Here is a 21816-nt window from a genome sequence, read left to right on the forward strand (position 1 = left end):
GGATTTTTTGCAATCAAATTAACTGCTGCTTTGTTCTGCCAAAATAAACATCCCAAACGGATGAATTTCCAGATAGTAATTATCGCCGACATTGGGTTGCAATTGGGTGGCGTTAATCTGTAATAACAGCGTTTGCCCTTGCCAATCTACGGTGACTTCATATTGTGGCCCCATGTAAGCCACATGGCTGATGGTGCAGCGTTGGCTGATATTTCCATCACGGTTCAGGGTAATGGCTTCCGGTCTGACGCCTACCGTTACCGATTGTCGGTTGGTGGTAAAGTTTGCTGGTCGTGGCAGGCGATATTGGAAAATCTCGACATAATCAGTCGCTAAAGTCGCCGGGAAGATATTGGCATCTCCCATAAAACTTGCCATAAACTCAGATGCTGGCTGACGATAGAGTGTTTGTGGCGTGCCAATTTGCATGATTTTACCTTTATTCATCACCAATACCGCATCGGAAACGGCAAATGCTTCACTTTGATCATGAGTGACATAGAGCGAGGTGATATTAAATTGTTGCTGTAATTCGCGGATTTTCTCGCGCATGCTGCGGCGCAGATTAGCATCAAGGTTACTCAGCGGTTCATCGAAAAGTAAGACTTTAGGCTTGAGGATCAGTGCGCGAGCAAGAGCGACGCGCTGTTGTTGACCACCAGAGATTTGGTCCACATAACGATCTTCAAAACCGTCTAAGTCCACCAGCTCCAGTGCTTCTTTAACCCGTTCGCGTATTTCTGCTTTAGGCCGCCCTAGCATTTTCAGCCCGTAGCCAATATTTTCCCCTAGCGACATATGCGGGAACAGGGCATAGGATTGAAACACCATACAGATATCCCGTTGCTGGATAGAGCGATCTGTAACGTCTTCACCATCAATGAAAATCTTACCTTCACTCGGTTTTTCCAGCCCGGCGACCAGACGCAATACGGTGGTTTTTCCACAGCCAGATGGCCCTAACAGTGTGACCATATGTCCCTGTGGAATAGACAGTTCCAGATTATTGATCACGGTGTTGCTACCGAACCGTTTGGTTACATTTTTCAGTTCGACAAAATTTTGTTGTGTCATATCGTCACTCCGTGATTACTGTGCATTTTTGGCTTTGGAACGAGAGATCCGCGCTTCGCCAATCAGATAGTCAAATAAGAAAATAATGGCCAGCATAACTACAATCAGGATCGAGCCATAAGCGATAGCAACCCCGTATTCACCATCTTCCACCCGATTCAGGATGTAAGAGGTTGCTACCCGGGTGTCAGGTGTCACCAGGAAGACAATGGCGCTGACGGTGGTAATCGCACGAACGAAGCTGTAGATCAGTGCGGATAAAATCGCCGGGCGTAGTAAGGGTAGCAGAACATGGAAGATGGTTTTCATCGACCCGGCGCGCAGGCTGAGTGAAGCTTCATCCAGTGATTTATCAATTTGTCCAAGACCCGCAATACCGGCACGGATACCTACCGGCACATTGCGCATGGTCATGGAGATAATGACGATGGCTGCGGTTCCGGTGAGATAAAAAGGTGAATCGTTGAAGGCCAGAATGTAGGAGACCCCGGCGACGGTACCCGGTACGGCAAAGCACAGCATGGTAGTGAATTCGATAGTTTTTTTACCGCGAAATTCCTGGCGTACAACAATGTAGGCAATTAGCAAACCAAGGAGTGCGGTAATGGGGGCAGCGATACCGGCGTAGAGCAGGGTATCCAGTAGTGATGGCCATGCGCCATCGTGCAGACCTTGACCGAACAGTTTGATGAAGTTATCCAAGGTCAGTGTGTAATCCACTCCCCAGTTGACGGTGAAACTGCCGTAGAAGATGCTGCCGTACAACAGAATGTTGAACACAACCCAGATAAATAGGATGGCACAGACGCCCCAAACCAGTGAAGTTGGTAGCGGTTGTACATCACCACGGTAGGATTTACCAGAAACCGTGACATAGGAGCGCTTACCGATCCACAGATATTGCACGCAGAAGATCAGCAGCGAGAAAAGTAGCAGCGAAGCGCCGAGAGTACTGGCGGCTTGATAGTCGAGTTGAGAGCCGGTGATATAAAAATAAATTTGGGTCGCCAGTACATCAAAGCTACCGCCCAGTACCAGTGGGTTACTGAAATCCGCCAGCGATTGAACAATCACGATCAGGAAAGCGTTTGCTAGTGCCGGTTTCAACAGCGGCATAAAAACATGGAAGAAAGTTTGATAGCGATTGGCGCGCAGAGTATAAGCGGCTTCTTCCAATGAGGGATGGATGGTTTTGATGGCGCCATCAAGGATCATAAATGCCATTGGTGTGAAGGCCAGAACTTGAGCCAGCCAGATCCCGGTAAAACCATATAGCCAGTTGGTATTGGTTAAACCAAACCAAGTTGCCATAAATTCAGTGATATAACCGGAACGACCCATCATTAGGGTGACGCCTAAACCGACCACAAACGGCGGCGTGACGATGGGTAAGATAGAGAAGACCCGGCCAATAATGGCGGAACGTCGGGCGATTCTGGCGGTATAAATTGCCAGTACCAGCCCGAAGAAAGTGCAACCTACACCAACGGCTAGAGAGAGCAGAATGGAGTTGATGATAACCTGAATAATATGCGCCTGCCCCAGGATCGATATAAAAGCAAATGGGGCAAACTGACCGGCATCATCCGTAAACATCGGAATAAAGATGGCAATACTCGGATAAAGGATAAATATACCGATTAGGGCAATAACCGCGACCAATGAGCCGATAACAAAACTATCACCACCTAGCCACTCAAGGCGAGACAGGGCCAGAGTAATAATCGCGCCTAGCGAGATAAACAGGAGAATCGTAGAGTAGCCCAGTCCATGACCGATAATGGCTGCACTGATAACCACAAACAAAGCGCATAAGAAGGCATAACCAGCGTCAAAATAGTGGCGGTGAGGTTGATTGCGGTTTGCTGGTGTGAATGGACGTAGTAGTAGTGCTGAGGGTAACAGGAACCACAGTAAGCTGATGTTTAATCCGTTCCAGCCATAGGCGGCGAGAAGTTCATCTTGAGTAGAGTCGAATAGGCCGTAGTCCAGGCTCCATGATGGCAGAAGCGCGAAGGCCAGCCACATCAGGGCAATCCACCAGAACACGGCATCCTGCTTCTGTCTGATAGGCAAGGTAAAAGCGTGAGACATAATTTCCCTCTGTTTTATTATTATTGTGAGATGGCAGCAGTAAGAAGCTATCCTCTAGGGCATTATTGGTGCGGGAAAAATAAGGCAGCCTGATGGATAGTTTCTAAGGGCGGAAGTGATCCGCCCTTGGCTGACTTTATTTAGCCATTTTCACTTCTGTTACCCATTTGGTAATTAACTCTTTGCGTACATCATTGGCGCCATATTTATCCATGTCGTAATTGATCAGTTTCAGATCGGATAATTTAAGTGCCAAAGGCGAAGCTTTCGCCTTGGTATTGGTCAGGATTTGGTAAGCTTTCCCTTTCTTCCAACTCAATTCCTGTGCTTCTTTGGATAACACCCAGTCAACAAACAGTTTGGCGTTGTCCATGTTGCGGGCATTTTTGATGATACTTACGCCGCCGATTTCGTAACCGGTGCTTTCACATGGCGCGATAAGTTTTAATGGTGCGCCATTTTCTACTTCCAATGAGTAATCATGCAGGAAGCCGATACCAATCGCAGATTCGCCACGGGCGGCATTTCGTGCTGGCGCAATACCGGATTTGGTGTACTGAGAAATATTGACGTTTAGTTTTTTCAGGTAATCAAATGCCTGATCCTTGCCCCATAACTGAACAAAGGTTGCTAACGCGGTGTAAGCGGTGCCTGAACTTTGAGGATCAGCAATCTGAATTTCGCCTTTATATATCGGCTTGGTGAGATCTTTCCAGCAGGTTGGAATCGGCAGATTTTTCTCTTTTAGACGTTCAGTGTTGACGCCATAGCCGAGAATGCCGACGTAAACAGCGGAGCTGTAGTTGCCTTTACGTTTGGCCGGGTCGCGGAACTGGGGCATAATTTGCGCCAGATTAGGGGATTTATAAGGTTCTAGCAGATCCATCTCTCCCGCCTGAGATTGCGGGTCCAGGGTACCTCCGTACCAAACATCAGCTTGTGGATTGCGTTTTTCGGCTTCAATTTTTGCCAGAGTACTGCCTGAACCGTTACGGACAAAAGTGGTTTTTACATTATATTTTTCACCGAATGCTCTGGTTTCTGCTTCACACAAGGCGTTAGTCGCGCTGCAATAAACGATCAAACGTCCGGCGGCCTGAGCACTGTTGGTAAATGCAGCAACGGCCAGACCCGCTGCGATAAGTGTAGAGAGAGGTTTCAGTTTCATTATTTTATCCTTAGTATTCAAAACTGCTTATTATTGGAAAGTAGCGAGGCTACCCCTGCCATATGTTCCCTTTTACCAACATCTGCCATTAACAGTGGCATCAACAGCAAACCCATCATGGCGGCCGCGGCCGTGAGCAGGGCAAACATCCCTGACCAGCCATAGTGGGCAACCACCTGACTTAGTGGCCAGCCTGCGATTGCTGCGCCCAGATAGGCGTACAATCCTAGATAACCCGTGACGGTGCCGGCAGCTTGTTTATGGCAATATTCTGTTGCTGCCAGCCCTATCAGCATTTGCGGGCCAAATACAAAAAAACCGATACTGAAAAAACAGACTGCCAGCAGCGCGTAGTGATGAATGGGCGTGAGCCACAATGCGGTGACAGCCATAAATAGTCCAAGCGCAAACAGGAGAATCATTGGGGCGCGTTGGCCGCGGAACAGTAAATCAGATCCCCAACCGGAAAACAGAGCACCGGTTAAACCACCGAGTTCAAACAATGAGAGCGTCGCATTGGCACTGAGCAGATTGGCGCCATGTGTTTCTGATAACCACAGATTTCCCCAATCGTTAATCGCCATTCTGATGAGATAGACCAGAATGTAGGAGAATCCTAGCAGCCAGATAGTTCTGTTAGTTAAGATCGTATCTCGCAGTATTTGCATCATCGGCATGGGAGGCGATAGCTGTTCATGTCGAAGCTCCAGTGAGTCCTGCCGCCACTGTCCCACACTGGGCAAACCGTGCTGTTGTGGTATGTCGCATAACTGATGGCAGAGCCAGATGCCTAATAAAATGCCGATAATTCCCGGCATCATCAGCGCTGTTTGCCAACTGTAAGTTGTCGCCAGAAAAGCGGACAACATTGGGACGGTAATGCCGACAATATTGATGGAGATATTCCAGTATCCCCACCAGAAGCCCCGTTCATTGCGAGAGTACCAGTGTGTCAGCAATCTGGCGCAGGGCGGCCATCCCCAGCCCTGAAAGAAGCCGTTCAGTGTCCAGATAATCAGCAGTGCGGAAAATGATGAGCAGAAAGCGAAGATAATGTTTAACACACCTGTCATCACTAATCCGGCACCCATAAACCAGCGATAGCCGGTGCGATCATGAAATACACCGGAAATAAATTTTGAACTGCCGTAGGCCAGATAGAACAGCGTGGTTATCCAGCCAATATGCCCTTTGTCCAGTCCCAGTTCCGACTGCATAACCGGCATGACAAAGTTGAAGCTTTTTCGCGTCAGATAAAATGCGGCATAGCCAATGATCATGGAAATCAGCAAACGGCTGCGCCAACGGCGATAGTGTTGTGAAATCTGTTCCTGGCTGGTGGCTTGCATACCCGACTCCTCCATGAAAGGAAAATATAAAGAAAGATTAATGAAAATGGATGGGATAAGGTTTTAGGCAACTAGGAATAATTCTTAGTTATGCCTGATTTTCATCAGAATTTGTGGGCAGCTTAACAATTATGCGCGTGCCGTTATCATTGCTTAACTGCCAATCTCCACCTAACGCACGGATACGTTCTTCAATACCCTGGAGGCCAAATCCGCCTTTTCTTTTATCTTCTGTAATACCGATGCCGTTATCACTGATTCTGAGTTCAATCACATCCCTGTGTTGCCGCAGGATGATAGCGATTCGAGTCGCTTTGGCATGTTTGCTGATGTTGTTCAGTAACTCCTGTACCAGACGGTAAAGGGTAAAAACCACTGTTTCATTGGTTGGATTTTGAGGAAGCTGGTAATTCAACTGGCAATCAATATCTCGTTCTTTAAATGCAAATTCATGGATCAGATGATGAAGCGCTTTTTCTAAAGACATCTCTTCCAGAACTGGCGGGCGCAATTGGCGTAATAATTGACGGGTGGATTGATGGATCTGTTGGGCTAGGTTATTGATCTGTTCTGCGATCATTTTTGTTGCTGGGGCGCTGGCGGTACGTTTTATCAGCGTTGCTTGAATTTGAATGGCAGTAATATTCTGGCCAATTTCATCATGTAACTCGCGGGCAATACTTTTACAAACGTCTTCTTCTGTGTGAACCAGTTGCTTCATCAGGTTATGGCGGGCGGTTAACTCCTGCTCTAAGAGTTCACGGTAACGTTGCAAATTTTCAGCGAGCTGTTGTTGACGGCTGATTGCTATCCCCAGACCTATGCCTAACAGGGCCTGAATAGTCAGGAACATTTCCAGTTCGCCTAAATCATTAAAAGCGCCACTAAATTGCCGAGCTGACGTGATCATTAGGCTCCCTAGCAAAGCCGCCAGTACGCCGCCTTGCCAGCCATAACGGTAGGCCATAAAGACATTGGGGATAAATATTAGAATCACCAAAAGATTCTCAATTTCTGGTGACATAAAGATCTGGGCGCTCAATCCTAGTAAGCAAAATAGACAACACCACATCAACAAAGAAGGGCGTAACTGCGGATCAGGATCGCTCGGTTGCAGCATATTTTTTAGATGTTGCTGACGTAGATATTCATAGATCAGATAAACAAAAGGTGACAGTAAAACACCACCGGTTAATGAAGTGAGAAATAGGTAGCTGGCGCTGGCAGTCAGCGTAAATCCCAGACAAACAGCCTGCAACATGCTATTGGCGGCTACGCCAGCCAGCAGAATTGAGAGCCGTTGCCAATACAAGGGATAGCGCCCCCAGAATTGTTGCACGATAAGGGTGGGTATTAGGCTAAGAAAGGGGGATAGCAGAATGATATTGTGAGTAATAAATTGTTCGCTGCCAAGCCATAGCAAAATGATAGTCTCAGTGACTAATAAGGTTGGTAAGTAACGACGCCCCAGTAGGATAAACAGCGCCAGCCGTAACCCTTGAGGCAGAAGTAGTGCAGCTTGTTGCCCATTGTCATTCAGGTAGAAGCTGATGGTCCAAAGAGCAAGCCAGCTCAGAGAATAAAAAATCAGCAGAAAGAGTGATAACAGGCCGAATCGTGATCTTCTGTTCATGGATTCCCTATCAAAATCTGGTGTTGCAGGGCGTAATGAACCAGATCAATGGTGCTATTGCACTGGAGTTTGCTGAGAATATTGGCACGATGAACATGAACCGTTTTATGACTGAGATAGAGTTGTTCTGCGATAGTTTTAACATTAATGCCATTGATAAGCAGATCAAATATTTCCCGTTCTCTGGGGGTTAGAACTTGCAGTGCTGTAACTTTCTGTGAGGTTTGACGCAGTGCTTTTAGCGCATCAGCACACAAATAGCATCCCCCTTGATGTACGGAGCGTACTGCCTGTACCAACTCTTCTGGACCACATCGTTTGGTGAGGTAGCCGCAGGCACCGGCATCCAGCGCACTTTGGACAAATGCGGTGGTGTCATAAATGCTGAGAATAATGGTGCGAAAATTAGGCCGTTTTTGCCGTAACCGGTTGAGCAGGTATAAACCACTTTCATCCGGCATAGCGATATCCATCACGGCAACATCAATCGGGTTTCTGAGTAAACCCGCCCAGGCTTCGCTGGCACTGGCGTATTGCCCGGCAATTTCAAGATCATTTTCAAGCGTGAGTAATTGGGCAAAACCGGAACGGACGACTACGTGGTCATCAATAAGTGCAACTCTAATCATAATTTTTTAATGAATAATGCTAGGTACAATAAGTTGCATGATGTGCAGGAAAGGCAGGTTGTGCAAATTAATAAGTTGAATTTGTAAGAAAGCTAACAAATTTAGGGAGTTGTCGGATAACTAAGTAGATGGAGGGAGTTGTTTCAGGTCAGTTGCTTCGCGTATTGCTTTCACGTCAATTTCCGTGAAAGTGTGAACGTGTTCCGGTTTTGGCGTCAGTTCACCTTTTTCAATTTTCACCATTTCTTCCGCACTGGCTAGCAGATCGGCAAACAATTCATGTTTCATAAATACCTCAGCCGGCTATTTCAGTAAATCATATATGATATTTTCATCACACAGTTTAACCTTGCTTGTTGTTTCAACAAGTAATTTAATCCAAGAGAGTAGACATTTTCTTTAATGTTTTCTTCTGCCCTTCCGTTAAATTATCTAGCTCACTTTTTGGGTAAATTAATGCTAAATAAATACGACCTTTACGGGTGACATTATAGTAAATAACTTTAATACCACCTCGTTTTCCTGTTCCCTGACGGCCCCAACGTATTTTGCGAAATCCGCCAGTATCAGAGATAGTATCTCCTTCTTCGGGGTTATTAATCAGAACTTCTTGAAACTTTCGATATTCATCATCAGTTAGCCGCGTTTGCCGTCTTTTACTGAAACCTTGTAGTTCAATGAACGTAAACATTGAGTCCCCTGATTATGAACTGAGCGCGGTGGATTCAAGCCGTATTTATGTAAACCAACTGCCGATAAGGCGCTATTTTGACGGCGATATAAAAAACTTCGCCCCAGAGATAAATCATGGCTTGCCTGTGATTGTTAACATGCTCTCACTTCTTATTGCGTGCGAAACCCTTCGTCTGTAAGGGATAACGAGCGGAGAACATCATTAGTGAAAGCATATCAACAGACAATATCGGAATGGTTGCACCTTGTTGGTGAGCGTCAAGGCGTGGCTTTGAGCCTTGGCAGCGATGGTCACTGTACAGTACCTTTCGGCCAAGGTGGAGAGTGTATCATTGAAGTGCCGGATAATGACGATGCTCAGGCATTTTATCTCTATATTCCTTTGTTGCGATTGCCAGCAGATGAACCGAGCCAGTTGATGCTGACTCGGGCAGCCCTTGAGCTGAATATGTTCGGTCTCACCACGGGTGGCAGTCAGATCAGTTTGGACAGCCGCACCAATTATCTGGTGTTGAGCTTCTCTGCGTTGATCGAGATGTTCGACGAAACTGCATTTATGCAGACTCTGGGTGAGTTTCTCGATCTTGGGATCAGTTTGCAGTCTCAGTTTCAGGTGATCAACACCCAGCAGAACGGTGCATCATCTGCGCTGCATCCATTACCCGGCTCGGCCATCGTATGCTAAGTAGCGGTCATCTGAATAACCAAGGAGAATAATAAGATGTCTATTCAAGGTATTGGGCATACTCCCAGCGCCACGGCGTTGGCGCCCCTTTCGAACGGAGAAGTACAGACACCGTCTCGCAATAACAATGTTCATCATCAGCTTGCCTCCCATTACACCAGTACTGGTTTTGGTACTCAGGTGTCTCCGGGTAAGGTGCTGACTACCACACTGAAATACCTGACCCTGAGTGCTCCCGCTCGCAAGATTGGCACTGCCATACAGGGAGGGCATGACTCCCATGCACAGAGTGCCAAAGGTAAAGCGCGTTACTGGACCGGGGCCATTGTCAAGGGTTTGGCTAATATCACTGGCGGTGCCAGTAGCGTAACGAGTGGTGCAATTACGGTCGGTGTTGCAGGTGTTAAAAACTTGGCGGAATCCACAGGGCGTTTGCTGGCATCCTCTACCTTGGGGCTGGCTGGCGCAGGCATGAAGGGAGTCTCACATCTACCGCTTGGTGCGTCCGATCGTTTGCAGGCTGGAACACGTGCCGAGCAATTGCTGAATTCCGCCAAGGTGATCGCTAAACCAGCCTTTGTGGCTAAAGCGGAACAAGAGCCGTTGAATGCTGTCGGAGCTAAAGCAGTGATGGATGCGGCTCAATTGGCGAGAGTCAGTTGCTCCAGTAGTTATCGGGATATGCCGGCAGGTTACAGTCATGCCACTTTGGCCGATATCCCGTCCTCGATACTGGCTCGCCGGGAGGATGGTAGTGGCGGTACCGGCAGTGAGTTAACCCTGCATGTTCGCCCCAGCAAGGGGGAGAATGATCCTTTGCTCCTTGAGGGGGATCGCTGGTCTGCGCTCAAGGTTGCTGTCTACAAGCGTGACGATACGATGGTGCTTTCTTTCGTGGGTACTCAGCCAACTAAGCGTCCCGGTACTGTGAAGAGTGATGTCGGCGCTGCTTTAGGGATCAAGGACAGCGCGTTTCAGGATGCTGACCACTTGGTCAAGGCTTTTACCAAACAATATGGCGGCAAGGTTGAGGTTCTGGGCCACTCCTTAGGCGGCGGGCTGGCGCAATATACGGGCATCAAACATGGGATCAAGGTCACCGCATTTAACAGCATGGGATTGCATGTAGGATTGCGGGATCGGCTGGCTGACAAGTTGGATAGTGCCAACGTCACCCATATCAATACCAGTGGCGATCCGCTGAGTCAGAAGGCCGAACATGGTATTTGGGGCCTGGATGCCTCTTCTCAGGTAGGCAAGCGTTATGTGATTGAGCACTCAGGTGGTCACCGCATGGAGGCGGTGACTGCTGGTCTGGAAGCTTTACTAGCTTAACGACTCGATATGTCAGGACAACGCCTCCCTCGGGAGGCGTTGTCGTTGCCAACAGATACTGTATTTAACGCAATTGTGCGTTATTTCAGTGCGTTGAGGATTTGCCAGGCTGCTTTGATGCGCGCCTCGTTGGGGTAGTTTTTGTTGGCCAGCAGCACAATACCCATTTGCTCTTGCGGCACAAACGCGACATATGCGCCGAAGCCATTGGTGGAACCGGTTTTATTGATAAAAAGCGCATCCGTTGGCGGCTCTGGCGGCGATAGTTCCGTGGTTTTGTTGGCCTGATAAGCGATCTGCGCCGAGTTGCCGCTCAGTACTTGCTCAAGGGTAACGGGCCAGTGATAAAGCTCCCAGCCCAGCCCTTGTGTCATTTCCCCCACCCGATAATAGCCGGTATGGGTTGCCCGAATGGCTTGTGCCAGCTTGCTATCACTTATGCGGGAAGGATCGATATTTGCTTCAACGAAGCCGATCATATCTTGCGCACTGGCTTTCAGACCATAGGCTTCCTCATCCAGCACACCGGGGTTTATGCGAATCGGTTTATTCTCTTTCGAATAACCCCAGGCATAATTCTTCATCTCCTGCGCGGGCACGTTAAACCAGGCATGATGCAGACCAAGCGGTGTAAGGATCTGGTTTGCTACCAGTATTGAGTAAGGTTTTCCAAGGCGTTGGGCAGCGATATAGCCGGCCAGACCAATGCTGGGATTGGAGTACTGGCGGTAGGTTCCGGGCGTATACTTCGGCTGCCATTGCTGATACCAGTTCACCATTTTGCTATTGCTGTCGATCTCATCAGGGAACTGTAACGGCAGGCCGCCTGCGGTGTAGGTGGCAATATTCAGCAGGCTTATGTTGTCAAAGTCGCTGGCTGCAAGCGGTTGAAAATGCTGGCTGGCCTTATCGGAGAGGGAAATGGCTCCCGTCACCTGCGCCCAAGAAATCAGGCTGGCGGCAAAGGTTTTGCTGACCGAACCTAATTCAAAGATTGTCTCTTTGGTGACCGGCGTGTTGCTCTCTTTTGACGCGTCACCGTATTGATAGAAAAAATGTTGCCCGTGGAAAGTCACCGCAATCGCCATTCCTGGAATGTCATATTCCTGCATCAGGGAGTGTATGGTCTTATCAACAGTATTTGTCAAGCGGGTCTGATCGGGTGTATTCGAAGCCTGAGCGCCGAGCGAAGCAGCGAGCAACAGCCCACCAGCCAGCACCGAAAATCGTTTTGTCATGTGGTGTGTCCTTAATTACAGTGAGAGCGTTCAGTGCTGGATTTTATCAGGATTTGTACATCCAATCACAAAATTTGTGATCTCTATCACCTGACAAAATAAAACTTTGTGGTTGCTGATTGAAAACCTAGGGCTTTCGTTTCTTTATATCAATTTCTACTAAAAAAGCGGATGAAAGCTTATTTTGGGGTAAAGAGTCAGTAACAATAGAGCCTAATATTTTCTTTCGTTTTGTTTCTAATCGAAACTTTTTTCACCTTATTTTGTCTATATAATAGACTGCAACACCGATCACAATTTCATTTCATAGCTTTTGTTGTAATTTAATCGAAAGAGAGAGAAAGCAATTCGTCACAGGCGACGTGAGCTTGTCGCTGGAAATCTGAGGAGCATAACGGAATGGCAATGGACACTGTAAAAAGACGTGAACAGATTATTGACCTGCTGTGCCATGAGGGCAGTGTACGTGTTGAGCATTTAAGTTCCCGTTTTGGGGTTTCCAGCGTCACTATCCGTAATGACCTGCGTTATCTGGAACAAAAAGGCTGTGCATTACGTTCCTATGGCGGTGCCATGTTGAATCAGCAATTCGCCTTTGATCGCCCCTTGCAAGATAAAGGCCGGATGAATCGTGATGTGAAATCGCGTATTGCGGCCAGAGCAGCACAGTTTGTTCAGGATGGTGATGCCCTGATCCTTGATTCCGGTTCGACTACCACGCAAATCGTACCATTTCTTAAAGAACGGCGTGATTTAGTCGTCATGACCAACGCGTTGAATATCGCCTATGAACTGGCGGGGTTTGACCGGATGGAGGTGATGGTACTTGGCGGGAGTGTGCGTCAGAACTCCTACTCGCTCTACGGTCCGGCTGCGGAACAGCAATTGCGTCAATATCGTTTTGATACCCTATTTCTTGGCGTCGATGGTTTTGATCTGGAAGCAGGGATAACCACGCCACACCCCGGTGAAGCCCACCTTAATCGCGTAATGTGTGAGGTGGCGCATGAAATTATCGCGGTGGCGGATGCCAGTAAATTTGGGCGCAGAAGTTTTTGCCTGATCCGTCAGGCCGGACAGATTCATCGGCTGATTACTGACAGTCGGATCCCCGATAACTACAGGCGGGCATTAATTGAACTCGGCGTGGATGTGATTATTGCCGACGAATAGTTCTTACCGAGATTCTTGCCCGCATGGGAGACACCATGCAGTCACTATTACAACTTATCCGTCGTCACAAATCAGGTGAAGCAGTGGGGATCTATTCGGTCTGTTCCGCTCATCCCTGGGTATTGGAAAGTGCTTTGCGCGTCGCTAAAGAGCGTAAGACCTCGGTGCTGATTGAAGCAACCTCTAATCAGGTCAATCAGTTTGGTGGTTATACCGGGATGAAACCTGCTCAATTCCGGGATGCCGTCTTGCAACAGGCCGATCGCATTGGTTTGCCGCGTGATCGTGTCTGGCTAGGAGGCGATCATCTTGGACCAAATGCCTGGCAGGATCGTCCCGCTGAACAGGCAATGAAACTGGCTGAAACGTTGATACACGATTATGTGGCGGCGGGGTTTCGTAAGATACATCTTGATTGCTCAATGTCCTGCTTGGATGATCCAACGCCGCTGGGTGACAAGGAGGTTGCGGTACGCGCAGCTCGTTTGTGTCAGGTGGCAGAACGTTGTTGGCAGCAGGTGGGGGGAGAACCGCCGGTTTATGTGATAGGTACCGAAGTGCCGGTACCGGGTGGCGCTAAAGAAGCGTTGGAAGGAATGCAAGTCACGACACCGCAGGCAGCGGCCACAACGTTGAATGTACATCAACAAGCTTGGAGATTGGCCGGGCTGGAACCGGTATGGCCGCGAGTGATTGCGCTGGTGGTGCAACCGGGTGTGGAGTTCGATCACCATCATATCGAACATTATCAACCTGAACGTGCCACGGCACTCAGTCAATATATCGAATCTCAGCCCTATCTAGTTTATGAAGCCCATTCTACTGATTATCAAACGGCGCAAGCTTACCGTGAATTGGTACGCGATCACTTTGCCATTCTGAAAGTCGGTCCAGCGTTGACTTTTGCTTTACGTGAGGCGCTTTTCGCACTTGATAAGATCGATGGTGAATGGAATGGGGAACAGGGAGCGGCTCATCTGTGTGCCACGCTAGAACAGGTTATGCTTGAGCAGCCGGAGCACTGGAACCGCTATTACCACGGTACACCGCATCAACAGTTTATTGATCGTCAATACAGTTTGAGTGATCGCGCTCGTTACTACTGGCCGCATCCGCAGATACAACAGGCAGTGAATACCTTGATGGATAACCTGCGTTGTCGCCCGGTTTCTCTTTCTCTGTTGAGTCAATACCTACCAGAGCAGGCGCAGGCGGTTAACGCGGGAAGGTTGGATAATGACCCACACGCTTGGGTGTTGGATAAAATTCGTTCTGTGCTCTTGAGCTACGCGCAGGCTTGTGAGCCAGAGGTACAAGGAGCTTTAGCATGAATGAGCTGTTTTCCTATACCAAAGTCTGGTTGCGTGAGCATCATGCATTGCATACTGCCAGAGAGATTCACCAACAGCCTGAGCTTTGGCGTCAGTTATATCAAAATCTGCAATGTGAGGAAGCGTTGTGGCGACCTTTTTTGCTGCCTTTGTTGTCTGATCCGCAGTTACAGATAGTGCTGTGTGGCGCAGGTTCATCCGCGTTTGTCGGGCGCGCGCTGGCTCCTTGGTTGCGTGAGCAGTGCGGGCTGAATGTAGTCGCGTACAGCACCACGGACATTGTGCCTTCTCCTTTGCAATACCTCGATCTAACACGTTCAACCTTGCTGATTTCTTATGGGCGATCGGGTAATAGTCCGGAGAGCGTGGCAGCGGTAAAACTGGCGGATCAGATACTGCCACGCTGTTATCACCTGATGCTGACCTGCAATCCCGATGGTGCACTGGCACGTTATGCCGAAGGACGCGCTCATGTCTGCTCATTGAATATGCCGCAGGGTTCTCATGACCAGAGTTTTGCTATGACGTCCAGTTTCAGTTGTATGACGCTGGCGACAGCGTTGCTGTTAGGGCCGTTAACGCTGGAACAGAGTGGTGTGCCACTGATGGCGATGGCTGAGTTGTGCGAGCGCGAGTGGAGACAGTGGCAGGTACAAACTAAGCGGCTGGCACGCAGCGGTTTTAAGCGCATGATGTGTCTGGGCTCCAGTTGTTTTACCGGTATAGCTGAAGAAGGGGCGCTCAAGATGCTGGAGCTGACCGCCGGGTATATCGCCACCCGTTACGATTCATCGATGGGAGTGCGTCATGGTCCGAAGTTTATGATCGAACGCGATACGCTGGTGGTCATGATGCTTTCTGCTGATAAGTATCGTCGTCGTTATGATCTCGATTTGTGGCATGAACTGAATCATGACGGACTGGCGCGTCAGGTTGTTGCTCTGAGTGGCACGCCGGGGGAAGGATTTACAGTGATTAACAGTGAACAAGATGATCTCTGGCTGCTTTTTCCCTATTTGATGTTTTTGCAGATGTTAGCGTTTGAAACCTCGCTGGCGTTGGGTATCACGCCAGACAATCCATGCCCAACAGGGGAGGTCAACCGTGTGGTGAAGGGGGTGGAAATTTATCCTTATCTCCCATCTTATTCACAAAGAACAGCATGTAAGCAGGAGTGATTATGTCGATACCGAATATTTTAATGACCCGAATTGATAACCGGTTGGTGCATGGTCAAGTCGGTGTGACTTGGACCAATTCACTGGGGGCCAATTTGGTATTGGTGGCTAACGATCACGTTGCCGGTGATTTGATGCAGCAAAATCTGATGGATATGGTGGTTTCCGATGGGGTTCAGACTCGTTATTTCACCCTGCAAAAAACCATTGATGTGATTCATAAAGCGGCTGAACGCCAGAAAATTTTTATCGTCTGTAAAACACCGCAAGATGTACTGACGCTGGTTAAGGGGGGAGTGCCGATCCGATTTGTTAACGTGGGCAATATGCATTTTGCTGAAGGGAAGCGCCAGATCCATAAGACTGTTTCGGTTGATGATAGTGACGTAGTGGTATTTCGTGAACTAGAGCAACTGGGTGTTACCTGCGAGATACGGCGGGTACCAGATGAAGCGGGAGAGCTTATCGATAAATTGTTGTTCTAAAGAGGTGAGTTATGCTGATTGATGCGATATTGATTGGATTACTGGCCGGGTTGGCGGGAGTGGATCTGTTTGATGGATTGACCCATTTTCACCGCCCTGTGGTGATTGGCCCGCTGGTTGGGTTGATTTTAGGGGATGTACAGACGGGGTTGCTGGTGGGTGGGACACTGGAGCTGGTCTGGATGGGAATGGTGCCACTGGCTGGCGCTCAGCCGCCAAATGTGGTGATTGGCGGGGTGATTGGCACGGCATTTGCCATTTTGACTCATGCTGATCCTAAGGTAGCGATTGGTATCGCGGTGCCGTTTTCCATTGCGGTACAAGGCTGCATCACCCTGTTGTTTACCCTGTTCTCACCCATGATGCATAAATGCGATCAGATGGTAAAAGCGTTGAACTGGCGCGGTGTGGAACGCGTGAACTACTTGGGTATCACCATTCTGTTTTGTTTCTACTTTATCGTGGCATTTCTGCCGGTCTATTTTGGTGCCGATGCTGCCAGCGTCATGGTACAGAAGGCGCCGCAATGGTTGTTGGATGGTCTGGCGGTTGCGGGTGGCATGATGCCGGCGATCGGTTTTTCTATGCTAATGAAGATCATGATGAAAAAGACTTATATCGCTTATTTCATTCTGGGTTTCATTTCAGTCACATTCCTTAAGATGCCGATTATTGCTGTAGCACTTGGCGCTTTTGCGATTGCATTGATTGATTTCTTTAACCGTTCCCGTATGGAAGAGGCTGCTGAACGCAGCGTACCTACCACTCAATCTCAGGAGATGGAAGATGGCATTTAATGACACCGATGCGGCTATGGCAGCTAAAGCTGAGAAAAGGATGGCGCAGGCACTGGCAACCAGTCAGGTTGAGCAGGATGATTATCAGGACAGTACACCGGGTGAAGAGCTGACTAACCGCGATCTGAATCGTATGGCGTGGCGCTCCCTGTTATTACAGGCATCATTTAACTATGAGCGTATGCAAGCGGGTGGCTGGTTGTACACCTTGATCCCTGGGCTGCGTAAGATCCACAAAAATCCGCAAGATCTCGCAAACTCTATGAAGATGCACATGGAATTTATCAATGTGCATCCGTTTGATGTCACCTTCCTGTCCGGGTTGGTGCTGGCAATGGAACGGAATAAAGAGAAAATTTCCACTATTCGTGCCGTGAAAGTGGCGCTGATGGGGCCACTCGGTGGGATTGGTGATGCATTGTTCTGGTTGACGCTGCTACCCATTTGCGCGGGTATTGGGGCTTCTTTGGCGCTACAAGGCAGTCTATTCGGCCCCATCATATTCCTGTTGTTGTTCAATATTGTGCATTTCGGCTTGCGTTTTGGTTTGGCGCATTATGGCTATCGTGCAGGAACCAGCGCGTTGGCATTATTGAAAAAGCATACCAAGAAGATCTCTCATGCTGCTTCAATCGTGGGAATGACGGTAATCGGGGCGTTAGTGGCTTCCTATGTTCATCTCTCGACACCGGTGGTGGTCAACGCCGGTAAGGCCAGTGTGGCGTTGCAAAAGGATGTGCTGGATAAACTAATGCCGAATTTATTGCCGTTGTGTTTCACCCTGCTGGTGTTTTGGTTGATGAAAAAAGGATTTTCCCCGGTCAAGTTGATTGGTTTGACCGTCGTGATCGGGATTGTAGGGAAGTTTGTTGGTTTTCTGTAATAAACGACACTGAGGAGAGGCAATGTTAGGTATTGTAATCACCGGTCATGGGCATTTCGCCAGTGGGTTGTTGCAGGCAGTGGAACAAGTCGTCGGACGACAACCTCAGTGTTGCGCTGTCGATTTTCCTGAGGGAACCAGTACGCAGCAATTATTGGTGTTGTTGGAAGCGGCCTGCACCGCCTGTAATAGTGGTGAGGGTGTCATGATTCTCAGTGATTTACTGGGTGGATCACCATTTAGGCAGGCGGCGCAACTGGCAATAGCTAATCCATGTTATGAAGTTATCACCGGGACTAATATGCAATTGGCGGTAGAGATGCTGCTGGACCGTGAAGATATAACCTTGGAAACATTTCGTGATATGGCGTTGGAATGTGGGCGGCGGGGATTAACCAGCCTGTGGCATGAACAGCAGAAACGCAGGTATGACAGCCTGAATCTGGATGGCATTTAAGGAGCTTATATGTACCTGATTTCCAGTCGTCAAATGTTGAAAAAGGCCCTGCTTGAAGGCTATGCGGTTCCCGCTTTCAACGTCCATAATCTGGAGACTGTCCAGGTGGTAGCGGAAACTGCGGCACGTCTGGCATCACCGGTTATTTTGGCAGGTACGCCGAGTACTTTCAGTTATGCGGGGACTGACTACTTGGTGTCAATCTGTCAGGATGCCGCTCGCCGCCACAATTTGCCACTGGCATTGCATCTCGATCATCATGAGGAATTGGCGGATATCAGCCATAAAGTGACCGCAGGTGTACGTTCAGTAATGATTGATGGCTCGCATTTACCCTTTGAGGAGAATATTCGTAAGGTGGCTGAGGTGGTACGATTTTGCCATCGTTACGATGTTAGCGTTGAGGCGGAATTGGGGCGGCTAGGCGGGCAGGAGGATGATTTGCAGGTCTCCAATGCCGATAGTTTTTTTACCGATCCGCTGGCAGCAAAAGCCTTTGTTGCCCGTACCGGTATTGATTCTCTGGCGGTAGCGATTGGCTCTGCGCATGGTTTGTATCATGGTGAACCGCATCTGGATTTTGATCGGTTAGCAGCAATTTGTGAACAGGTGGATATTCCGTTGGTGCTGCATGGCGCATCGGGTATTCCTGAAGTGATGATACAGCAGGCGATTGGTCTTGGCGTATGTAAAGTCAATGTGGCGACCGATCTGAAAATTGCTTTTGCTGATGCGGTAAAGGGTTATTTCATCCAGCATCCAGATGCGAATGATCCACGTAAATATATCGCACCGGGAAAACAGGCTATGCAGGCAGTAGTAGAAGAAAAGATCCGGATTTGTGGCAGTACAGGCAAGCTGTATTCGTGAAGATTCTGTTTTTTCATTCTGACTATTAAGGAAACTGCTGTGAAAATAAGAACGTTAAATAAAATTACGTTGAGTTTATTAGCCAGTTCCGTGTTGTATGGCGCTCCAGTCTGGGCAGATAGCTGGCGATTGGCGGGTGACAATTACCATGTAGCGGTTAGCGATGAACACGGTAAAGTGACGCAACTGAAATTTGAAAATCCGAAAAACCACGATCAAATCATTACTGACAGTCTGTTTGAAATCACGTTGAAATCAGGAGAGAAGCTCACGGCTAAAGATTTTCAGATTACTGATATCAGTAAAAAGCACAATCGTATTGTTGTTTCCTTGAAACATGGCGACATTCAGGTAAGCAATATAATTACTGTGGAGGGTAAAGATAAGTACGGCTCGTTTGAAATCACCATTACACCGCAGGAAAACGCGTTGGAGCTCAGCTCCGTCTCGTTGATACCATTTCACACTAAAACCGCTTTTGTTCACGGCTCTATCGTCAGTTCACCGATTATCAGCGATAGCTTCTTTATTGTTCCCGGTAACCCATTGATTAACACTGAGGCTTATAAAGGGAACACTTCGCAAAAAATTGCACTCTCTATCCCGTTAGAGCCGGGGAAAACGTTAAGTTATAAGACGTATATTGGTGTTTATCAAGAAGGGCAATTGCGGCGCAACGTCAATGAGTTTTTGAACAATGCTCGTCCGCGTGAATACAGCCCTTACCTACATTACAACTCTTGGTACGATATTGGTTTCTTCACTCCTTATACTGAACAAGAGTCGTTGACCCGTATCAATCAGTTTGGACAGGAGTTGGTGACTAAGCGCGGTGTGAAGTTGGGTGGTTATCTGTTTGATGATGGTTGGGATAACCTCAAAGGAGATTGGGGTTTTAGTGAAGCATTTCCCCATGAATTTAAAAATCTTAAACAGGCGGCAGATCAATATCGTGCTCGTTTAGGTATTTGGCTTTCTCCTTGGGGCGGTTATGGTAAACCTGGTGAGCAACGTGTTTCTCATGCGGAGGAGTTTGGTTATGAAGTGATAGATGGCCGATTTGCGCTTTCAGGCCCTAATTACTACGCCAATTTCCATAACCGGGTGCTCAACCTGATTCAACAACAAAATGTATCCATGTTTAAGCTAGATGGCACCGGCAATGCTGATCGTGTGATTAAAGGGAGTTCATTCACCAGTGATTTTGATGCCGCTATCCATCTTATTGAAGATATGCGCGGTACAGGAAATGATCTGTTTATCAACTTGACCACGGGCACCAAAGCCACGCCTTCCTGGCTATTTTTCGCCGATTCTATTTGGCGTGGTGGCTATGATGTGGAGTTTTACGGTAAAGGTTCCAAAGTGCAGCAGTGGCTTACCTACCGTGATGCGGAAACTTATCGTAATGTCGTAACAAAGGGGCCGCTGTTCCCACTGAATTCGTTGATGCTGCATGGCATTGTTTATGCTAAACAGGCTAAGCATCTGGATAAACAGTCACCTAAAGATTTTGCCGATCAGGTTTGGAGCTATTTTGGCAGTGGCACTCAGTTACAGGAGATGTATGTTACGCCTGAACTGTTGACCACAGAGGATTGGGATACGCTGGCAAACGCGGCGAAATGGTCAGAGAAAAACCAAGATGTGCTGTTTGATACGCATTGGATTGGTAAAGATCCCACCGATCTAGCGGTGTATGGTTGGGGAGCCTGGAGTCCGAAAAAGTCGATTATTACTTTGCGCAATCCTGCTGATGAAGTGAAACAATATTATCTGGATCTGCAAAGCGATCTTGAATTACCGGATAATCAGCCTTTGGTATATGACGTTAAGATAGACTATGGCGAGAACAGCTCGGTACCGAAGTTTATCAATAAAACAACGCTGATTACTCTCCAGCCGTTGGAGACGTTGACTTTTTCTTTGACCCCATCGAAATAATTACCGTGTTATAAACTACCCTGAATAAATAATTTTATTCGGGGCAGTGATTATTTTGGGACATTATTGTGATGGTGTTTTATTGGAAAAAATCAGCATATTGTCAATAAACTAACACTTGAGACATATTAGATTTTGGTTTTGCTAATAACTTTTTCTGTCGCTATATGTGATAGAAAACCTGAACGACTCCCGTATTCTGGATGGCTTGCGACGAATTGATCGATACGGCGGATTAGTAATGATGGAAGAGTTACGTTGATTTTCTCTGACTTTCCCATTAACCGTGTAATATCCACATCAATTAATGCCCATATTGCTCCCATATATTCAGGGTCGGCAAGGTAGTTTTCTACGCTTGTCGCTTCTGGTACCACTTCATTATCATCAATCAGCAACTCGATATGCGCTTCAATTGCTTCACGGGCGCTTTCTATCGCGTCTGTAAAATTATCTCCGCCAGAAAAGCAACCTGGGATATCTGGGACACGGACGCCAAAGGATGAATTACCTTTGTCAATGGCAACTGGATATAACATTTATACCTCCAAGAAGTGGGCTAAAGCCCCGCCTGTTTTTGGATACTTTTTGGGATTGTAATAACTCTATAATGTTATGTGTCAAGATAATAGGGGTTATTGGCGTTATTATTAGCTGCTAGAACAGCTAAAAAGTCGGCCATCCCAGTTTCATGAGCTAATATTAATCATAAGAAAATCTTGTCAGAATTGTCTGTAACTTAGTGGTGGAAGTCAGTCACTGTAATTGTTTTTGTACAAACAAATTTAAAGGACAAAACG

The 21816-nt window shown here is 47.8% G+C and carries 20 protein-coding genes and 1 pseudogene; 11 read left to right on the plus strand and 10 right to left on the minus strand.

Features of this window, described 5'->3' with window-relative positions; all coding sequences use genetic code 11:
- Window positions 1-18: 18 nt before the first annotated feature.
- The 8 genes and pseudogenes from fbpC to KZ793_RS19110 all read right to left on the minus strand — a co-directional run bounded on the left by fbpC (window position 19) and on the right by KZ793_RS19110 (window position 8638).
- Complete coding sequence (fbpC, locus tag KZ793_RS19075; RefSeq protein ID WP_225816767.1) at window positions 19-1074, minus strand: ferric ABC transporter ATP-binding protein; 1056 nt, start codon at window positions 1072-1074, stop codon at window positions 19-21.
- Between the two features lie 15 nt (window positions 1075-1089).
- Window positions 1090-3168: an ABC transporter permease gene (locus KZ793_RS19080; protein ID WP_225816768.1), complete on the minus strand. Its 2079-nt coding sequence runs from the start codon at window positions 3166-3168 to the stop codon at window positions 1090-1092.
- Window positions 3169-3304: 136 nt separating this feature from the next.
- Window positions 3305-4336 (minus strand): ABC transporter substrate-binding protein, encoded by a 1032-nt coding sequence (locus KZ793_RS19085; RefSeq protein WP_225816769.1) that lies wholly within the window; start codon window positions 4334-4336, stop codon window positions 3305-3307.
- A gap of 17 nt (window positions 4337-4353) precedes the next feature.
- Window positions 4354-5685, minus strand: coding sequence for an MFS transporter family glucose-6-phosphate receptor UhpC (uhpC, locus tag KZ793_RS19090; RefSeq protein ID WP_225816770.1), 1332 nt, complete (start codon window positions 5683-5685; stop codon window positions 4354-4356).
- An 88-nt stretch (window positions 5686-5773) separates the two neighbouring features.
- Window positions 5774-7318, minus strand: coding sequence for an MASE1 domain-containing sensor histidine kinase (locus KZ793_RS19095; RefSeq protein WP_225816771.1), 1545 nt, complete (start codon window positions 7316-7318; stop codon window positions 5774-5776).
- Window positions 7315-7947, minus strand: a complete 633-nt coding sequence (locus tag KZ793_RS19100; protein ID WP_225816772.1) for a response regulator transcription factor — start codon at window positions 7945-7947, stop codon at window positions 7315-7317. Before KZ793_RS19100 ends, KZ793_RS19095 begins: the two co-directional genes overlap by 4 nt.
- Window positions 7948-8085: 138 nt before the next feature.
- Window positions 8086-8235: pseudogene (locus KZ793_RS19105) on the minus strand (NadS family protein); the annotation flags it as partial.
- An 85-nt stretch (window positions 8236-8320) separates the two neighbouring features.
- Window positions 8321-8638 (minus strand): type II toxin-antitoxin system RelE/ParE family toxin, encoded by a 318-nt coding sequence (locus KZ793_RS19110; RefSeq protein WP_225816773.1) that lies wholly within the window; start codon window positions 8636-8638, stop codon window positions 8321-8323.
- A gap of 207 nt (window positions 8639-8845) precedes the next feature.
- On the opposite strand from KZ793_RS19110, the gene KZ793_RS19115 reads away from it, so the two are divergent.
- Window positions 8846-9325: a CesT family type III secretion system chaperone gene (locus KZ793_RS19115; RefSeq protein ID WP_225816774.1), complete on the plus strand. Its 480-nt coding sequence runs from the start codon at window positions 8846-8848 to the stop codon at window positions 9323-9325.
- Between the two features lie 36 nt (window positions 9326-9361).
- Window positions 9362-10660: a phospholipase gene (locus KZ793_RS19120; RefSeq protein WP_225816775.1), complete on the plus strand. Its 1299-nt coding sequence runs from the start codon at window positions 9362-9364 to the stop codon at window positions 10658-10660.
- 80 nt (window positions 10661-10740) lie between these two features.
- Here the strand turns inward: KZ793_RS19120 and ampC are convergent, their stop codons facing one another.
- Window positions 10741-11898: a class C beta-lactamase gene (gene ampC / locus KZ793_RS19125; RefSeq protein ID WP_225816776.1), complete on the minus strand. Its 1158-nt coding sequence runs from the start codon at window positions 11896-11898 to the stop codon at window positions 10741-10743.
- A 399-nt stretch (window positions 11899-12297) separates the two neighbouring features.
- Between ampC and agaR the strand changes: the two genes are divergently transcribed.
- The 9 genes from agaR to KZ793_RS19170 are packed head-to-tail and all read left to right on the plus strand — an operon-like array spanning window position 12298 to window position 21016.
- On the plus strand, window positions 12298-13071 hold the full coding sequence (gene agaR / locus KZ793_RS19130; protein ID WP_225816777.1) for a transcriptional repressor AgaR: 774 nt from the start codon (window positions 12298-12300) through the stop codon (window positions 13069-13071).
- Window positions 13072-13106: 35 nt separating this feature from the next.
- Window positions 13107-14402: a D-tagatose-bisphosphate aldolase, class II, non-catalytic subunit gene (locus KZ793_RS19135; protein WP_225816778.1), complete on the plus strand. Its 1296-nt coding sequence runs from the start codon at window positions 13107-13109 to the stop codon at window positions 14400-14402.
- Entirely contained in the window at window positions 14399-15580 is a 1182-nt protein-coding gene (locus KZ793_RS19140; protein WP_225816779.1) for an AgaS family sugar isomerase, read from the plus strand. Before KZ793_RS19135 ends, KZ793_RS19140 begins: the two co-directional genes overlap by 4 nt.
- Before the next feature lie 2 nt (window positions 15581-15582).
- Window positions 15583-16065, plus strand: a complete 483-nt coding sequence (gene agaV, locus KZ793_RS19145; RefSeq protein ID WP_198672799.1) for a PTS N-acetylgalactosamine transporter subunit IIB — start codon at window positions 15583-15585, stop codon at window positions 16063-16065.
- A gap of 11 nt (window positions 16066-16076) precedes the next feature.
- On the plus strand, window positions 16077-16862 hold the full coding sequence (gene agaW, locus KZ793_RS19150) for a PTS N-acetylgalactosamine transporter subunit IIC (protein ID WP_225816780.1): 786 nt from the start codon (window positions 16077-16079) through the stop codon (window positions 16860-16862).
- Window positions 16852-17745 (plus strand): PTS system mannose/fructose/sorbose family transporter subunit IID, encoded by an 894-nt coding sequence (locus KZ793_RS19155; RefSeq protein WP_225816781.1) that lies wholly within the window; start codon window positions 16852-16854, stop codon window positions 17743-17745. The genes agaW and KZ793_RS19155 overlap by 11 nt, the downstream gene beginning before the upstream one ends.
- A gap of 22 nt (window positions 17746-17767) precedes the next feature.
- Complete coding sequence (agaF, locus tag KZ793_RS19160; RefSeq protein ID WP_225816782.1) at window positions 17768-18202, plus strand: PTS galactosamine/N-acetylgalactosamine transporter subunit IIA; 435 nt, start codon at window positions 17768-17770, stop codon at window positions 18200-18202.
- Between the two features lie 9 nt (window positions 18203-18211).
- Window positions 18212-19072 (plus strand): tagatose bisphosphate family class II aldolase, encoded by an 861-nt coding sequence (locus KZ793_RS19165; RefSeq protein ID WP_225816783.1) that lies wholly within the window; start codon window positions 18212-18214, stop codon window positions 19070-19072.
- A gap of 39 nt (window positions 19073-19111) precedes the next feature.
- A complete protein-coding gene (locus KZ793_RS19170; RefSeq protein ID WP_317987487.1) occupies window positions 19112-21016 on the plus strand; it encodes an alpha-galactosidase in 1905 nt (634 codons plus the stop codon).
- A 128-nt stretch (window positions 21017-21144) separates the two neighbouring features.
- Here KZ793_RS19170 and KZ793_RS19175 read toward each other — a convergent pair whose 3' ends face one another.
- Window positions 21145-21555, minus strand: coding sequence for a type II toxin-antitoxin system HicB family antitoxin (locus KZ793_RS19175; RefSeq protein WP_225816784.1), 411 nt, complete (start codon window positions 21553-21555; stop codon window positions 21145-21147).
- Between the last annotated feature and the right edge of the window lie 261 nt (window positions 21556-21816).

Origin of the sequence: Photorhabdus antumapuensis, assembly GCF_020387775.1 — a bacterium.
GTDB lineage: Bacteria > Pseudomonadota > Gammaproteobacteria > Enterobacterales > Enterobacteriaceae > Photorhabdus > Photorhabdus antumapuensis.

What these genes read in the sequence shown, in the direction of transcription:
- KZ793_RS19135 (WP_225816778.1), top strand. Translation starts at nt 13,107, where the DNA reads ATGCAGTCACTATTACAACTTATCCGTCGTCACAAATCAGGTGAAGCA.
- agaF (WP_225816782.1), top strand. Translation starts at nt 17,768, where the DNA reads ATGTTAGGTATTGTAATCACCGGTCATGGGCATTTCGCCAGTGGGTTG.
- KZ793_RS19140 (WP_225816779.1), top strand. Translation starts at nt 14,399, where the DNA reads ATGAATGAGCTGTTTTCCTATACCAAAGTCTGGTTGCGTGAGCATCAT.
- KZ793_RS19165 (WP_225816783.1), top strand. Translation starts at nt 18,212, where the DNA reads ATGTACCTGATTTCCAGTCGTCAAATGTTGAAAAAGGCCCTGCTTGAA.
- KZ793_RS19100 (WP_225816772.1), bottom strand. Translation starts at nt 7,947, where the DNA reads ATGATTAGAGTTGCACTTATTGATGACCACGTAGTCGTCCGTTCCGGT.
- KZ793_RS19085 (WP_225816769.1), bottom strand. Translation starts at nt 4,336, where the DNA reads ATGAAACTGAAACCTCTCTCTACACTTATCGCAGCGGGTCTGGCCGTT.
- KZ793_RS19095 (WP_225816771.1), bottom strand. Translation starts at nt 7,318, where the DNA reads ATGAACAGAAGATCACGATTCGGCCTGTTATCACTCTTTCTGCTGATT.
- fbpC (WP_225816767.1), bottom strand. Translation starts at nt 1,074, where the DNA reads ATGACACAACAAAATTTTGTCGAACTGAAAAATGTAACCAAACGGTTC.
- KZ793_RS19080 (WP_225816768.1), bottom strand. Translation starts at nt 3,168, where the DNA reads ATGTCTCACGCTTTTACCTTGCCTATCAGACAGAAGCAGGATGCCGTG.
- agaV (WP_198672799.1), top strand. Translation starts at nt 15,583, where the DNA reads ATGTCGATACCGAATATTTTAATGACCCGAATTGATAACCGGTTGGTG.
- KZ793_RS19175 (WP_225816784.1), bottom strand. Translation starts at nt 21,555, where the DNA reads ATGTTATATCCAGTTGCCATTGACAAAGGTAATTCATCCTTTGGCGTC.
- KZ793_RS19120 (WP_225816775.1), top strand. Translation starts at nt 9,362, where the DNA reads ATGTCTATTCAAGGTATTGGGCATACTCCCAGCGCCACGGCGTTGGCG.
- uhpC (WP_225816770.1), bottom strand. Translation starts at nt 5,685, where the DNA reads ATGCAAGCCACCAGCCAGGAACAGATTTCACAACACTATCGCCGTTGG.
- KZ793_RS19110 (WP_225816773.1), bottom strand. Translation starts at nt 8,638, where the DNA reads ATGTTTACGTTCATTGAACTACAAGGTTTCAGTAAAAGACGGCAAACG.
- KZ793_RS19155 (WP_225816781.1), top strand. Translation starts at nt 16,852, where the DNA reads ATGGCATTTAATGACACCGATGCGGCTATGGCAGCTAAAGCTGAGAAA.
- ampC (WP_225816776.1), bottom strand. Translation starts at nt 11,898, where the DNA reads ATGACAAAACGATTTTCGGTGCTGGCTGGTGGGCTGTTGCTCGCTGCT.
- agaW (WP_225816780.1), top strand. Translation starts at nt 16,077, where the DNA reads ATGCTGATTGATGCGATATTGATTGGATTACTGGCCGGGTTGGCGGGA.
- agaR (WP_225816777.1), top strand. Translation starts at nt 12,298, where the DNA reads ATGGCAATGGACACTGTAAAAAGACGTGAACAGATTATTGACCTGCTG.